This window comes from Actinoplanes awajinensis subsp. mycoplanecinus (assembly GCF_001509495.1).
GTDB lineage: Bacteria > Actinomycetota > Actinomycetes > Mycobacteriales > Micromonosporaceae > Actinoplanes > Actinoplanes palleronii.
In genome coordinates, this window is record NZ_LLZH01000001.1 from 149,309 (window position 1) to 162,602 (window position 13,294).

Below are 13,294 nucleotides of genomic sequence, written 5' to 3' on the forward strand. Positions count from 1 at the left end.
TCGCCATCCCGGCCGGGACCCAGCGTTCGCCCCTCCGAACGAGAGTGTCAATAGGCAATCATCGATATTGCCTGATCGGCTGGGCGCGACGGCACACCCGGCGGACGACCGGCCCCGGCCCGGTTCCACTCCCCCCGCCGTGACCGTGGTGATCGCCCGGCCGAGGAGCAGCGCACCGACATTCCGCCCCGAAGCGGCCTTGGGTCCCGGGCGGCCGGGTCCGATGGCCCTCACCGGTGGACGCCGGCGTTCCTATGCTGCGAGCAGGCACGACAAGCCGGCTCGCCACCGCCGGCACAGTGACGGGAGCAAGCATGAATGATCCGTCACTACGCCGGCGGCTGCTGGCCGAGTTCCTCGGCACCGCGCTCCTGCTCATGGCCGTGGTCGGCACCAGCGCCATGGCGGCCGACCTGTCGCCGGGCGACGCCGGCCTCCGGCTGCTGCAGAACTCCGGCGCCGTCGCGCTCGCCCTGGTCGCCGTGATCTACACCTTCGGACCGGTTTCGCATGCGCATTTCAACCCGGTCGTGTCCGCGGCCGACTGGATTCTCGGCCGCCGCACCGGGACCGGACTGACCACGAGGCATCTGGCGGGCTACGTCGGCGCCCAGCTGGCCGGCGCGTTCGCCGGTACGGTCCTGGGCAATGCGATGTTCGACCGGCCCGCGGTGACCATCGCGGGCACCAGCCGCTCCGGCAGCCACGTGCTGCTGAGCGAAGTCGTCGCGACCGCCGGCCTGCTGCTCCTCATCGCCGCCCTGGTACGCACCGGCCGCGGCGCGTCCGGCCCCGGCGCGGTGGGCGCCTACATCGGCGCGGCCTGCTGGTTCACCTCGTCCACGTGCTTCGCCAACCCCGCCGTGACCGTCGCACGGATGTTCACCGGCACCGAAGCCGGCATAGCTCCCGGTTCCGTTCCGGGTTTCCTGTCGGCCCAGGCAGCAGGGCTGGCAGTGGCATGCGCGCTGGTCCCGCTCCTGTACCCGCAGGACCGGCGGACCCGCTGGGCCGCAACGCCTCATGACTCGTCTCGACCGCCCCGCGCGGCCACCACACGACACCGAGGGTGATCTTGTCTCCGATCACCATGCTGGCGGCCAACACCGTTCTGCTGTGCGCGGTCGTCCTCGGCGCCGGGCACCTGCTCGGCACCATCCGGATCCGCGGCGTCGCGCTCGGCGTCGCCGCGGTCTTCTTCGTCGGTCTCGGCGTCGGCGCCCTGGACGAGCGGCTACGACTGCCGGCTTTCGCCGACCAGTTCGGCCTGGCCCTGTTCGTCTACCTGATCGGTCTTGCCAGCGGCCCCACCTTCTTCGCCGCCCTGCGCCGTCGCGGTCTGCGTGACAACGCCTTCGTCGCCGGCGTCCTCGCCGTCGCGGCCCTGCTCGCCGCCGGGGCCGCGGCCTGCCTCCACCTCACCCCCTCCACCGCTGCCGGAGTGTTCGCCGGCGCGCTGGTGAACGTGCCTGCGCTCGGCGCTGCCCAGGACGCGCTGCGCGCCATCGACCCGGCCCGCGCGGGCGCCCTGGCCAATGACGCGGCAGTCGGCATGAGCCTGACCTACGGGTACGGCGTCGTCGCCATGATCGGTGCTCTTGTCACCTACCTGATCCTCGTCCGAGTCGACTTCGAGCGCGAAGCCACGGAGAACACCGATCTGGCCCCCGCCCCGAGACGCCTGGTCGAACGGACCCTGCGCGTCAACCGAGGCGCCGGCACCGACATCCGTGGACTCACCGACGACCTGGCGCGCGACGGCGAGGCGCTGCTGGTTCGGCTGCGACGTGGCGACCAGATGTGCCTGGCCGGAACGGCCGACGCCCTGCACGACGGTGACCTGGTGTCGATCGTCGGCACCCGCGCCGCCACCCGGGACCTCGTCATCCGCCTGGGCGAAAACGCCTGGCCGGCACTGTCACTGGACCGCAGCACCCTCGACTTCCGCCGCATCACCGTCTCCGCCCCCGCGCTGGTCGGCACGGCCGTCGGCGACCTGGATCTGCCGCGGCGGCACAACGCGCTCATCACCCGGGTACGGCGTGGCGACCACGACCTGATCGCGACCCCCACCACCCGGCTGCTGCTCGGCGACCGGGTTCGCGTCGTCACCACCCGGGACCACATGCCTGACGTGCGGCACTGCTGGGCGACTCCGACCAGTCGCTGGCCCGGGTGGACTTCACCGGCCTCACCCTCGGTCTCGCGCTGGGCCTGCTCCTGGGCACGATCGCGATTCCGCTCGCCGGTGGCGCTAGCCTGCGTCTCGGCCTAGCCGCCGGGCCGCTCATCGCCGGTCTGACCCTGGGCCGTGTCGGCCGGACCGGCCGCCTCACCTGGCATCAGCCCCGGTCGACGATCCTGGTTCTCCGTCAGGTCGGTGTAGCGCTGCTCTTCGCCGGTGTCGGGCTGAAATCCGGCGGCGCCTTCGTACGCGGGTTCGCCGACGGTGGCGCCTGGAAGATGATCGCGGCCGGCGCGCTGGTAGCGGCCGGAACCGCCGTCACGTGCATCGCCGCCGGCAGGCTGCTGCGCATGCCGCTGTCCTGGCTGATGGGCGTCATGGCCGGCATCGACACCAACCCGGCCGTGCTGACGTTCGCCGAGGACCGGGCCAAGAACGAGTTGCCGGCCCTGGCGTACTCGACGGTCTTCCCGGTCGCGATGGTGTTGAAAGTCCTGATCGCACAGCTGATGATCGTGCTGCTCCACCACTGACCGGCCCCGGGCCGATACCGCCCGCAACGCGCCCCTGCCACTTCGCCGCCGACGCCTGGTCGAGCACTTTGATCGGCCTCCAGCGCGTCGCCGAAGCGATCGTCGCCGACATGGAAGCCACCGGCGAAACTCCCCCGCGGCCATCGCCGACCGGCACTACTCCGGCAAGTTCCAGGTCCGTGTACCCGAAGAGGTCCACCGCCGTCTGGCCATCCGCGCAGCCGAACAGGGCGTCTCCCTGAACGCGCCGGCCTCCTCACGCCTGGACGGCGCCTGACGGTTCCGCGGGAGGCTCGTCAACGGATGACGGTACTGTGCGGCAGCGGACAGAGAGCGGCTGATGGAACTCCTCTCCGAGCGCGGCGAAGTGGCCTCCGAGTGCCGTCAAGCCCTGCGCGAAGGTGCCGGGAAGACTGACGGCGCCTTGATCCAGAAGTGTTGACCCCTGCCTCGCTTCCAGGACTGCGCGTCTGCCCAGAGGCTCAGCAGCGTCGATGGCCTTGCCCGCTAGCAGGCCTCCGGCGTCCCAGAACGGGACCTCCACGCTCGGTGACGCCGACGAACCGGCCTTGGCGACCGCGGCGTCGTAACGCGCCAAGATCCTGCCGGCTTGCTGCCGCATCTCGTCGAGACTCTCACCCCTCGCCAGGGGCATGACGTCCTCGCCGACGACGTCACCGCTGCAGCTCGCGAGCAGGACGACGCTCAGTACCGCAGCCGCGCAGCGGATCAACCGAGGCCGGGTCATCGGCCCATCTCCGGCAGGTCGCTCGTCCAGCTTGCCGTGCAACGTCGCGACTCGCACACGCACGGCCTTCAATCACCCACGGTAGCGATCATTCATCGGCGCTTGGGCGAGCCGTCGAGCATCAGGCAGGTTGGTCAGGCTAGATCGCAGCATCCGGCGTACGGGGCGACCCGCCCGTCGCCCTCAAGGTCACGACCCTGAGGGCGACACTGACCTTGCTTGGACTGAAGATAACGGAGTGCACTCCGAAGGCGTCGCACCAACGTGCATCAGAAAGCCCCGGAGCTGCCGGCTGCTTCGGTGGCCCGGAATTCTTTTGTGCGTCGCGGCGCCTGCCACCGGGCTGAAACCTGGGCGCAACGCGTAGCCGACGGCGCGCTCGCAGACCGTAGGTTCGTCGCTGGCCGTCTCAGCGCGGGATGGAACCATCGCCAGCCGGGTCAGATCCGCAAGCAGGATACGGACCCCTACCCGGCCCGACGACGAGCCGATCGTTGCGCAGGAGACCCTGTGCGGAGGCGACGGTCCCGTGGGCCAGTCGATCGCGCTAGCGTTGGTGCCGACAGGCCCGCGAGCGAGGGGACGCGTCATAGCGGAGCTGAGTATCAGGGACCTCGACGACACGGTCGAGGAGGCGTTGCGCTCGCGCGCCGCCAGGAACGGCCGGTCCGTGGAAGCGGAGATCCGCGCCATCCTGACCACAGCGGCGACCGAGGACACCACGGGCACCGACCTCTTCGGCACACTCACCGAACGTTTCAGCCAGCTCGGTGGCGTCGACTTGGACCTGCCAGGGCGTACCACCTCACCCCGAGCCGCGCGCTTGCCTGAGTGATGATCGTCCTCGATACCAACATCGTCTCCGAACTCATGCGGGCAGAGCCTGATCCTGCCGTGCTCGCCTGGCTACGGCAGAGTTTCGGCATCGGGTTGTATACGACAGCGGTCACCGTCGCCGAAATCCGGTACGGCATCGCGCGTCTGCCGGGCGGGCAACGCCGGGATCGTCTGTACCAGGCTGCCGACGAGGTGTTCGCTGCCTTCCCCCGCCAGGTCCTCCCTTTCGACCTCGCCGCCGCCAACACCCGCAGCTGTCCGGCACTCACCGCTCCGCACGGCGGCCGGCAACCCGCGGCATCACCACGCCCCTTCTTCTCAGGGGCAAGCCGCCAAGCGGCGCGGCAGCAACCACGGCCTGGCCCACCGGAACCCGGACCGATGGATCGCCCACGCAGCAGCTGAATCAAGGATCGGTCTCCGACCGATCGTAGTATCACCGGTGATACTGAACGGAGTATCGTCGGCGATGTGGCCGACAGACTGGCGAAGGTCTTAGCGGAGATGCGCCGGAATCCGAACAATATCCCGTTCGCGGACCTGTTGTTCGTCTGCCGGCTGCACTTCGGGGACCACGATCGCAGGGCACATCGCACTACGTGTTCAAGATGCTGTGGCCCGGAGACCCTCGGGTCAACATTCAAGACAAGGGCGGCAAGGCAAAGCCCTACCAGGTCAAGCAGGTGCTGACCGCGATCGAGAAGCTGGAGGAGCGATCGTGAGCGTGGCGGACCACTACACCTACCGAGTCCACTGGTCAGCCGAGGACGACGAATACGTGGGCACCGTCGCCGAGCTGCCCTCCGTCTCTTGGCTCGCCGAGGACCGGATGGAGGCCTTCATCGGTATCCAGCGCATCGCCGAAGAGATCGTCGCCGACATGGAAGCCTCCGGTGAAACGCCCCCCGCGGCGATCGCCGATCGGCACTACTCCGGCAAGTTTCAAGTCCGCGTACCCGAAGAGGTCCACCGCCGTCTGGCCGTCCGCGCGGCCGAACAGGGCGTCTCCCTGAACGCGCTGGCCTCCTCACGCCTGGCCGGCGCCTGACGGTTCCGCGAGAGGGCGCCAAGCCGCGAAGCGGTGCGGCATCGATCGCCGGCACCCCACCACTCTGTGCGATCGTCACGGCTAGCTGCGGACGGCCCGTCGCCCCAGCCGATGCCGACCGAAGGCCGCCAGCAGGCCGAGGACGACGGACCGCGCAGCAGTTGCGCGGGCGCCTTGATCCAGAAATAGTTGATTCGGCAATACCAGCGCTTACGGACCGCGAGATCGTCACCGGCCGGATCGGCGCGGGATGGGACCACCGCCAGCTCGGTCAGATCCGGAAGCAGGATGTGGATCGCCGCGCCACGCAGCCACGGAGCCGGCTCGGGTTGAGATCGCCAACCAGGCGACGACCGCTGGCGGACCACCCAGAGCCCCACCGTAACGTGGGGCCTGGGGTCGCCCCCAGAAAGAAATGTGGGGCGGGCGGGACTCGAACCCGCGGCCGAGGGACTAAGAGATTAAACGGGCCAGTTGATCTAGCTGCACGGATGTCCACTGAGCTGCGGAAACACTTGTCAAGATCTGATAGCGTTCCACTGCCTCCGCGGACTTCGTGCGGATTGAATGCGGACTACTCGATCTTGCTCGGCCGCAACGCGTCGTCGCCTGCTGGACAGGGCGGTCATAATCACTGTGGCTGCCGCCGTAGCGGCAAACCACGCCTATCATGGCTGATCTGTCCACACTCACTCACGCCACCCAGCCATCCAACGGAGACTTCCGGATGACATCGTCGGATGACGTATCCCGCCGTAAGAGCTTTCTGATCAACGGCCGCCGAGTGCGGATCATGGATTTGATCAAGGCTGGTCTACTCAGTCCGGGCCAGGAGCTCATCTTCGAGCGCCCAAGGATCGGCGAGATCCACCGTGCTGTGGTGACTGCCAATGGACGCATCAGGGTGGCTGACGGCCAGGATTTCGCCTCGCCATCGCGCGCGGCTGACGACGTCAGCGGTACGGCCACCGATGGCTGGTACGCCTGGCGCGTTGGTGAAGATGGGCCATTGCTGGACCAACTGCGTCAGGAACTGCTCAAATCGGTGGCCAATCAAGCAACGCCGGATGAGCCCCGCGAACTAGACCTGGACGCCGTTGGCATTGCGGTTAACCGGCTCGCGGAACTCGCGGAGGCTCGAACCCGCGCGGAGGCCGGGGGTCCAGAGCAGTTGACCGTGCGCGACCTGCTCAGGCGATGGGGGGCGCAGGAACGAGACCGCGAGGTCGTCACGCAGATTGACGCTGACCTGGCTAACCACGGGCTGTTGACAGTGCCAGACTTCCGGGCCGTCGGTCTCGATACGGTCATCACTCTAACGGTGACTCCCGGACCTGAAGAGCCGTCACAAGCAGACAAGGCGGCAGAACTGACAGCGACGCCTCGTTCCTTCAGCCCGACCCTTGCTTCCGACGAGGAAGAAAGTCCCGAAATTGGGCAGACTCTCGGCAACTTACTGCCGGATGACCATCGACTGATCTCAGTGAAACCATCCGCGTCACTGAATGAAGCTGTTACTCAGATGGTCATGAACGATTTCTCGCAGGTCCCTGTTCTATCTGGAGAACGCGATCTCCGCGGCGCTGTCACCTGGCGATCGATTGCGGTTGCCCGGCAAGCCGGAACCGATATCACCCTTGGCGATGCCATGAAACCGGCAAGGGACTACCCGTACGACACCCGCCTACTGGACGTACTTGACGCCCTCCTGAAGGAGGAGTTCGTCTTCGTCAGATCACATGACAAGCGAATCTACGGCATCGTGACCGCTGCTGACGTGGTACATGTCTACGACCAGATGGCCACGCCGTTCTTCTTGATCGGCGAGGTTGATCAAGAGTTACGTCACCTGATTCGAAGCCGCTTCGAAATTGAAGACATCCAACTGGTCTGCATGGCAGGCACAGACCTCCAATCGTTCGACGACATGACGATGGGCGACTACCTAGCCGTTCTCAGGAATAGTGATTGCTGGGAAAAACTCGGTTGGGACCTTGACCGAAAGGTCTTCGGTGAACATTTAGAAGAGATTCGAAAGATTCGCAACAAAGTCACTCACTTCAACAACCCCGACCCAATTCCCCAGTCTGACGTAAATCGACTGCGGAACTTTTTGACTGTGATCCGCACTTTCGACAAGTAGCGATCGCAAGCCGGCTACCGTGCTTGCTGTCGATACGGCATCTATGCTGTACAGCAACGTGGGTACCGGCCTGGCCGGCCCCAGCGCCCGCCGGTCACCAACCGGCGGGCATTGCGCCGTTCCCGGCTAGGCAAACACCTGACCACCGTGTTCGGGGGCAAGCCGCGAAGCGGCGCGGCAGCAACTTGAGCGTGACCACACGCTCACCTTCCGCCCGCTTCTGCCGCATTCAAGCGATGGTGTCAGAACCAGGTCCATGGGCGGGCAAGTCGCCACACGTAGGGTCGGGCACGCGCCTGGCAGAGCGCCGCGACTACGCGATCCTCGTAAAGTCGGCCGTAAACCCTCGCCACGTGCCCAAGGCAGGTAGCGGCGAGTGCCTGGACCTGGCGGTCATCGTGATCGAGGAGGGTCAGGTAGAGATCCTGTGCATCTCTCCAGTCGCCGTCACCGTACAGCGCGCATCCGACCAGGGCACCAGCGATGTCCTCGCGGTCCAGGGCCATCTGTACATCGTCGGCGTTGCAGGCGGGAGGTTGTGAAGGGTGTAGTACTCATGGCCCATGACGACATCATCGATGATCGCAGCACGCCCGCAGCATGACCTCCCAGCCATGCGCTGAGGCACGCATCGGCCGGTGCGCCGACCGACGCCGGGCGGAGTCCGCCAGCAGGCCGAGGACGACGGGCCGCGCAGCAGTTGCGCGAGCGCCTTGATCCAGAAATAGTTGATCCGGCAATACCAGCGCTTACGGACCGCGAGATCGTCACCGGCCGGATCGGCGCGGGATGGGATCACCGCCAGCTCGGTCAGATCCGGAAGCAGGATGCGGATCGCCGCGCCACGCAGCCACGGAGCCGGCTCGGGCTGAGATCGCCAACCAGGCGACGACCGCTGGCGGACCGCCCAGAGCCCCACCGTAACGTGGGGTCTGGGGGTCGCCCCCAGAAGGAAAACGTGGGGCGGGCGGGACTCGAACCCGCGACCGAGGGATTATGAGTCCCCTGCTCTAACCCACTGAGCTACCGCCCCGTACCGGCGGCGATACTATCCCGCGCCCTGCTCCCGCAGCTAGCGATCTATCGCTCCACCAGCGTCTGTGGCAACAAAACGATTTGGTATCGGGGATCCGAGACCATGTCGGCCGGCTGCAGGTCGGCTGTCGCCGGGCCGGCCTCCTCGCCGAGGCCCGGGCATCCCGGGCCGTCCTGAGTGCAGAATTCAGCGAAATTCTCCGGGTTCAGATCGCTCATCAGGTCTCCACAACGGGGCTGAATATCCGATATAAACGGTTATATACAACACTGCGCGCCTAGGCCCCGACTCGGGCGCCGAGTGACGCCAGGACTTCGCCGGCGGTGCGCCAGCCACCGGCCATCGCCCCCTGCAGGGATGGGCTGTCGCGGTGGTCACCGGCGACGAACAAGCCGTTGCCGAGCGCGACCGGCTTGCGCAGGGTGTTCTGCGGGACGCGGGCCGAGGGCAGGGCGTGCGGGATGCTGATCACTTCGAGCAGTTCCCAGTCGTCGGTCGGTACGCCGTACATCCGGGCCAGCTCGACGCGGATGACCGCTTCGGAGGCGCTGGACGGGGCGGAGACGCCGACCACCGACGCGGCGATCAGGCTGCGGCCGCTCGGGGCGTACTCCGGTGCCGCGTTGCTGAGCACCACCGTGTTGGCGATGATCTCCCGCCGGTCGCCGTCGAGCAGCAGGATCGGCTCGTCGATCGGTGCCTGGGCGGCGCCGAAGTAGAACGTGGTCAGCCCGTGCATGTCCGGCGTGGGCAGCTGCGGCAGCAGGGCAGAAGCGGTCACCGGGTCAGTCGCGACGATCACCGCGCGGCAGTGCACCTCGCCACCCTCGGTGACCACGAGGCCTGGGCCGACACTCAGCGTGCGCGCCCCGATCAGCAGTTGCGGGAACGGCAGCGGCCCGGCGATCGCGGCGGGCAGCGCGGCCATCCCGGCGGCCGGCACCCCGATCCGCCCGCGGGTGAACGACCGCAGCACCATCGCCGTGACGTGGCTGGAGGTGTCCAGCGACCGGTCGCCGAAGACACCGGAGAGGAACGGCCGCAACACCTCCTCGATGATCCGGTGCGAGAGGCCGGCTTTGCGGAGCATCTCCTGGGTGGTGGTCTCCGGCGCGGCCAGCAGCCGGGCGGCCGGTGTGGTGGCGCAGCGGGTGGCGAGCGCGGCGAACTTCAGCCGGTCGGTGAGCGAGCCGACCCCGGAGAGCAGGGTCTGCGGGGTGGTGAGCGGTTCACGCAGCGGGTTCTCCAGCCGGTGCAGCCCACCGGCGCGGCGCACCAGCACCCCGGAGGTGAAATACCGCATGTCCAGCGCATCCACGTCGACCAGCGCGGAGAGCCGCGGGTAAGCGGTGTTCAGCACCTGGAAGCCGCGGTCCAGGTGCCAGCCGTCGACGACGTCGGTCGCGACCCGCCCGCCGACCCGGTCGGAGCCCTCCACCAGCAGCCAATCCACCCCGGCACGGTCCAGTCGGCGCGCGGCGGACAGCCCGGCGAGCCCGCCGCCGACAATCACGACGTCCACCTCAACCGGCTGCGACATAACCACCTCACTGACAGCGAACAACGCAGGCCTCAGCGTAACCGTGCACTCGGCGCCAAGGGACCAAAAGCGCCAGGGGCCCCAAAAACCCCAAGATCAAAACCTTTATCCGGTACGACCTGAGCACCCGTCCCAGTCCCCGCCCCCGCGACACGTCAACCCTCCATCGCGGCACGAATCCGGTCCCCGACGCTCCAGCAGCTCGGACAGCGGCACCGCCCGGTCCCGGCCGGCCACTCGCCGGAACGCCTGCCGAAGCACCGGCGCCACCCGCTCCCGGTCCTCCACCAGCCACTCCTCGATCGCGGTGAGCGCCACCGCCCGGATCGCCGCGACATGATCGACCGCCCGCTCCACCAGGAACCACTCCTGCCCGGGCAGCAGTTCCGCGGCCATCCGTCGTACCGCCGCCTCCCGCACCCGCCCGTCCCGGTCCAGGGTGGCCAGCACCACGTCCAGCGCTCCGGGCACACCCGCGTCCGAGCCCTCCGCGTCCGGACGGCGAGCAGCACCGGCTCGCACCCGGTCGGCGGAGATCCGCAACTCTGCCGCCAGGTCGCCGCGGCGGGCGTGGAAGAACAGCGCGTCCAGGAGGTCCGGGCACCGGCCCAGTTCGGCGAGTTCCGCCGGGGCCAGCCAGCCCGGCGTGTCCTGCAGCACCCCGGCCAGACGGCGTACCCGCACCAGGTCGCGGCGCTCCACCCAGCCGGCGAAGTTCCGCACCGTGGTGACCGGGCGGTCCGTCGCCGGCGGCCGGTCCCGGCGGATCTCGGCCACGCAGCCGTACAGCCCGCCGCCGAAGAGCAACATCCCGAGCAGCGCGAACGGGAGCGCCAGGAGCGCGGCGGCATCACCCTCCCGCACCACGTCGACCGCCCACCAGAGGCACCCCGCGGCGAGGAACAGGCACAGCAGCGCCAGGCCGTAGGGACGGCCGACGAGCTCGGCGAGGCGGGCGCGGCGCGGCGACCGGTCGAGGGTGGACCGGTCGGGACTTCCGGGCGGGAACGGCACGCGCGGAACGTACGGGAAAAGATCTTTGTCGGCCAGGGAGTAACGGCGGACCTGGACCCGGAAAACAACGAAGGCCCGCCGAAGCGGGCCTTGAAGTGGAGCTCCCCCGATTGGACTCGAACCAATAACCTGCCGGTTAACAGCCGGCTGCTCTGCCAATTGAGCTACAGGGGATCGTGCTGCCGCCGGGTTTCCCTGGCAACGGAGTGAAGATTACACGATCGACCGGGTCTTGCGCGAAGGGGATACCCCGGCGGGTCACGCCGCGCCGGGACAAGGGCGCTGACCTGCCCTGACGTGTCGTGCAACTTCGGGCAACAGGTCGGAAACAGGGATAGAGGGAGTACCGGCGCGGCAGGATGGGTATGCACCTGGCAGACGCACTTGCGTCACGACAACGGAAGGAGCCGCCATCATGCGCGGAAAGCTCTTGTTCCTCGGCGGTCTTGCGGCGGGCTTCGTCCTGGGTAGCCGGGCCGGTCGCGAGAAGTACGAAGAGATCCGGGCGAACGCCCAGAAGTTCTGGGAGCACCCGACGGTCCAGGAGGCCGCCGGCGTGGCGCAGGCCCAGGCGAACAAGCTCTACACCGAAGGCAAGGACAAGATCCAGTCGTCCAAGCTCGGTGAGAAGCTCGGCACCACTTCCAGCACCGGCACCGACAGCACGGACGAACTGCTGGCCCCGACGGACTCCCTCTCCGGCACCAAGGGTCCCGGCAGCACCTACTGAACGAGCAACACCGCACACATGGCTGAGGCCGCCCCGATCCGGGGCGGCCTCAGCCATGTGTGCGCACGATCAGGGCGCGGTGCAGGGTTCGTGCTCCGGCACCAGACCGAGGCTGGTCAACTGCTCCAGCACGTACGTCAGGTCAGCCGCACCGGGCCCGGCCGTGTCGATCTCGATGTACTCGGTGCGGGCGGTGTCCGCGGCGAGCAGGTGGCGCAGCAGTGGCTGCCAGGCGACCGCCGGGTCGGTGATCCGCACGGTGATCACCGAGAGTCCCGCGTCGGTGAGCCGGTCGATGCCGTCCAGCGGGGCGGGCCAGTCGAGCGCCACCCGGGTCAGGTCCAGGCAGACGCCGAGCCGGTCCTTGTCCACCTTGGTCAGCGCGGTGACGGTCTGCTCCGGGGTGTCCAGGACGTACCCCGGTTCGGGCCGGAAGCCGCAGCGGACCGCGCGCCCGACCCGCCAGGCCAGGTCGGCGAGGCCGCCGGAGAGCCGGCGCAGGTGCCGGGCGCCGTCCCGCTCGTGCGCCTCGTCCCAGTCCTCCCGGCGACCCAGGCCGCAGGTGCTGATCGCGCCCCGGACCTCCTCGTCGGGCAGCATGTCGACGAGGATCCGGGCCAGCGCCAGGGTGTGCTGCAGGCGGGCCGGCTCGCTCCAGTCGGGCAGCGGGGCGATCGGTGCCGACGGCGTGCCGCTGCTCCCGGCTGGCACCTGAGGCGTGCCGCTGCTTTCGATCCCCGCCTGCGTCGTTTCCGCCTGCGTCGCTTCCGCCTGGACGGGGGGCGCGCCGCCGCCCTCGGCGTCGGGCCCGCCGCTCAACGTGACGACTTCGAGGCCGTGGCGGTCGAGTTCGGCACGCAGCCGGGTGCGGGCACGCCCGTCGTCGACGAGGGCGGCGGCGAGCGGGTGGGACAGCCGGAGGGCGATCCCCAGCGTGCCCGAGGTGCCGGACAGGCCGGCCCGGAGCGCCGCGGCGGCCGCCTCGAGCGTCGTGAACGCATCGGCCGGGGTCAGCGCCTCGGATAGGCTGACGCCGCAGGTGAGGTGCACTATGCGGCCGGAAGGATGTCGTAGCCGCATCAATTTCCTCCCGGGACGAGACCACCCGTGCAGGTGCACGTGCATCGGCGCGTGCTAACGGATCCAGTATGGACCATCCGCGGCACGACCCTTGATCCACCAGTACCCAGCCGCCGGGATGCCATGACCGCCTCCATCCTGGAATGTTCTGCCCTCCGATACGAGCGTGCGGCGTGACACGGATCATCGGCGTACTTGCCGTGCGACACGGTGACCGGCGGATTCATGATCAAAACCCGTCACCCGGATAGGTACTCGACGATCTCCGCGACCCGGGTGAGCAGCGAGTAGCAACGTGCGGCGACATCCGAGAGAGCGTTTTCGGACGGTCGGATGCGTGCGCTATCTGAACAAATGGACATGCAACGTTCGACTGCTCGTGCGTACGCTGCGTGCCCCC

15 protein-coding genes and 2 tRNA genes are annotated in these 13,294 nt (G+C 68.3%); 10 read left to right on the plus strand and 7 right to left on the minus strand.

Features of this window, described 5'->3' with window-relative positions; all coding sequences use genetic code 11:
* Window positions 1–314 precede the first annotated feature (314 nt).
* The 4 genes from ADL15_RS00615 (at window position 315) to ADL15_RS56960 (ending at window position 2,995) form a co-directional block, all read left to right on the plus strand.
* Window positions 315–1,073: an aquaporin gene (locus tag ADL15_RS00615; RefSeq protein ID WP_083970789.1), complete on the plus strand. Its 759-nt coding sequence runs from the start codon at window positions 315–317 to the stop codon at window positions 1,071–1,073.
* Window positions 1,070–2,275, plus strand: a complete 1,206-nt coding sequence (locus ADL15_RS00620; RefSeq protein WP_083970790.1) for an aspartate-alanine antiporter-like transporter — start codon at window positions 1,070–1,072, stop codon at window positions 2,273–2,275. Before ADL15_RS00615 ends, ADL15_RS00620 begins: the two co-directional genes overlap by 4 nt.
* Window positions 2,176–2,718, plus strand: coding sequence for an aspartate-alanine antiporter-like transporter (locus ADL15_RS50865; RefSeq protein WP_198170433.1), 543 nt, complete (start codon window positions 2,176–2,178; stop codon window positions 2,716–2,718). Before ADL15_RS00620 ends, ADL15_RS50865 begins: the two co-directional genes overlap by 100 nt.
* 142 nt (window positions 2,719–2,860) lie before the next feature.
* Complete coding sequence (locus tag ADL15_RS56960) at window positions 2,861–2,995, plus strand: toxin-antitoxin system HicB family antitoxin (RefSeq protein ID WP_394326900.1); 135 nt, start codon at window positions 2,861–2,863, stop codon at window positions 2,993–2,995.
* On the opposite strand, the gene ADL15_RS00625 is transcribed toward ADL15_RS56960, so the two are convergent.
* Window positions 2,975–3,538 (minus strand): hypothetical protein, encoded by a 564-nt coding sequence (locus ADL15_RS00625; RefSeq protein WP_157441075.1) that lies wholly within the window; start codon window positions 3,536–3,538, stop codon window positions 2,975–2,977. The genes ADL15_RS56960 and ADL15_RS00625 overlap by 21 nt on opposite strands.
* Window positions 3,539–4,022: 484 nt before the next feature.
* Here ADL15_RS00625 and ADL15_RS56965 point away from each other — a divergent pair, with 484 nt between their 5' ends.
* The 5 genes from ADL15_RS56965 to ADL15_RS00650 all read left to right on the plus strand — a co-directional run bounded on the left by ADL15_RS56965 (window position 4,023) and on the right by ADL15_RS00650 (window position 8,036).
* A complete protein-coding gene (locus tag ADL15_RS56965; RefSeq protein WP_394326901.1) occupies window positions 4,023–4,301 on the plus strand; it encodes a FitA-like ribbon-helix-helix domain-containing protein in 279 nt (92 codons plus the stop codon).
* Window positions 4,301–4,708, plus strand: coding sequence for a PIN domain-containing protein (locus ADL15_RS50875; protein WP_083970803.1), 408 nt, complete (start codon window positions 4,301–4,303; stop codon window positions 4,706–4,708). Before ADL15_RS56965 ends, ADL15_RS50875 begins: the two co-directional genes overlap by 1 nt.
* Window positions 4,709–5,021: 313 nt before the next feature.
* Window positions 5,022–5,351, plus strand: a complete 330-nt coding sequence (locus ADL15_RS00640) for a type II toxin-antitoxin system HicB family antitoxin (RefSeq protein ID WP_067683861.1) — start codon at window positions 5,022–5,024, stop codon at window positions 5,349–5,351.
* Between the two features lie 670 nt (window positions 5,352–6,021).
* Window positions 6,022–7,494, plus strand: coding sequence for a restriction system modified-DNA reader domain-containing protein (locus ADL15_RS00645; protein WP_198170434.1), 1,473 nt, complete (start codon window positions 6,022–6,024; stop codon window positions 7,492–7,494).
* Between the two features lie 353 nt (window positions 7,495–7,847).
* Window positions 7,848–8,036 (plus strand): hypothetical protein, encoded by a 189-nt coding sequence (locus ADL15_RS00650; RefSeq protein WP_067683865.1) that lies wholly within the window; start codon window positions 7,848–7,850, stop codon window positions 8,034–8,036.
* A 417-nt stretch (window positions 8,037–8,453) separates the two neighbouring features.
* On the opposite strand, the gene ADL15_RS00655 is transcribed toward ADL15_RS00650, so the two are convergent.
* The 5 genes from ADL15_RS00655 to ADL15_RS00670 form a co-directional block, all read right to left on the minus strand.
* A tRNA-Ile gene (locus tag ADL15_RS00655) sits at window positions 8,454–8,527 on the minus strand.
* Between the two features lie 47 nt (window positions 8,528–8,574).
* On the minus strand, window positions 8,575–8,748 hold the full coding sequence (locus ADL15_RS53875) for a hypothetical protein (RefSeq protein ID WP_198170435.1): 174 nt from the start codon (window positions 8,746–8,748) through the stop codon (window positions 8,575–8,577).
* Window positions 8,749–8,807: 59 nt separating this feature from the next.
* The gene (locus ADL15_RS00660; RefSeq protein WP_067683868.1) at window positions 8,808–10,070 is read right to left on the minus strand and encodes an NAD(P)/FAD-dependent oxidoreductase; all 1,263 of its coding nucleotides are present in this window, start codon (window positions 10,068–10,070) and stop codon (window positions 8,808–8,810) included.
* A gap of 105 nt (window positions 10,071–10,175) precedes the next feature.
* A complete protein-coding gene (locus ADL15_RS00665; protein WP_067683871.1) occupies window positions 10,176–11,084 on the minus strand; it encodes a hypothetical protein in 909 nt (302 codons plus the stop codon).
* A 101-nt stretch (window positions 11,085–11,185) separates the two neighbouring features.
* A tRNA-Asn gene (locus ADL15_RS00670) sits at window positions 11,186–11,258 on the minus strand.
* A 241-nt stretch (window positions 11,259–11,499) separates the two neighbouring features.
* Between ADL15_RS00670 and ADL15_RS00675 the strand changes: the two genes are divergently transcribed.
* Window positions 11,500–11,814 (plus strand): hypothetical protein, encoded by a 315-nt coding sequence (locus ADL15_RS00675; RefSeq protein ID WP_067683874.1) that lies wholly within the window; start codon window positions 11,500–11,502, stop codon window positions 11,812–11,814.
* A gap of 69 nt (window positions 11,815–11,883) precedes the next feature.
* Here the strand turns inward: ADL15_RS00675 and ADL15_RS00680 are convergent, their stop codons facing one another.
* Entirely contained in the window at window positions 11,884–12,894 is a 1,011-nt protein-coding gene (locus tag ADL15_RS00680) for an apurinic/apyrimidinic endonuclease family protein (RefSeq protein ID WP_067683877.1), read from the minus strand.
* Window positions 12,895–13,294 lie beyond the last annotated feature (400 nt).

Excerpts from the sequence above, each read along its gene's own strand:
- ADL15_RS00615 (WP_083970789.1), top strand. The coding sequence starts at position 315 with ATGAATGATCCGTCACTACGCCGGCGGCTGCTGGCCGAGTTCCTCGGC.
- ADL15_RS50875 (WP_083970803.1), top strand. The coding sequence starts at position 4,301 with ATGATCGTCCTCGATACCAACATCGTCTCCGAACTCATGCGGGCAGAG.
- ADL15_RS00645 (WP_198170434.1), top strand. The coding sequence starts at position 6,022 with ATGGCTGATCTGTCCACACTCACTCACGCCACCCAGCCATCCAACGGA.
- ADL15_RS53875 (WP_198170435.1), bottom strand. The coding sequence starts at position 8,748 with ATGAGCGATCTGAACCCGGAGAATTTCGCTGAATTCTGCACTCAGGAC.
- ADL15_RS00660 (WP_067683868.1), bottom strand. The coding sequence starts at position 10,070 with ATGTCGCAGCCGGTTGAGGTGGACGTCGTGATTGTCGGCGGCGGGCTC.
- ADL15_RS00675 (WP_067683874.1), top strand. The coding sequence starts at position 11,500 with ATGCGCGGAAAGCTCTTGTTCCTCGGCGGTCTTGCGGCGGGCTTCGTC.
- ADL15_RS00680 (WP_067683877.1), bottom strand. The coding sequence starts at position 12,894 with ATGCGGCTACGACATCCTTCCGGCCGCATAGTGCACCTCACCTGCGGC.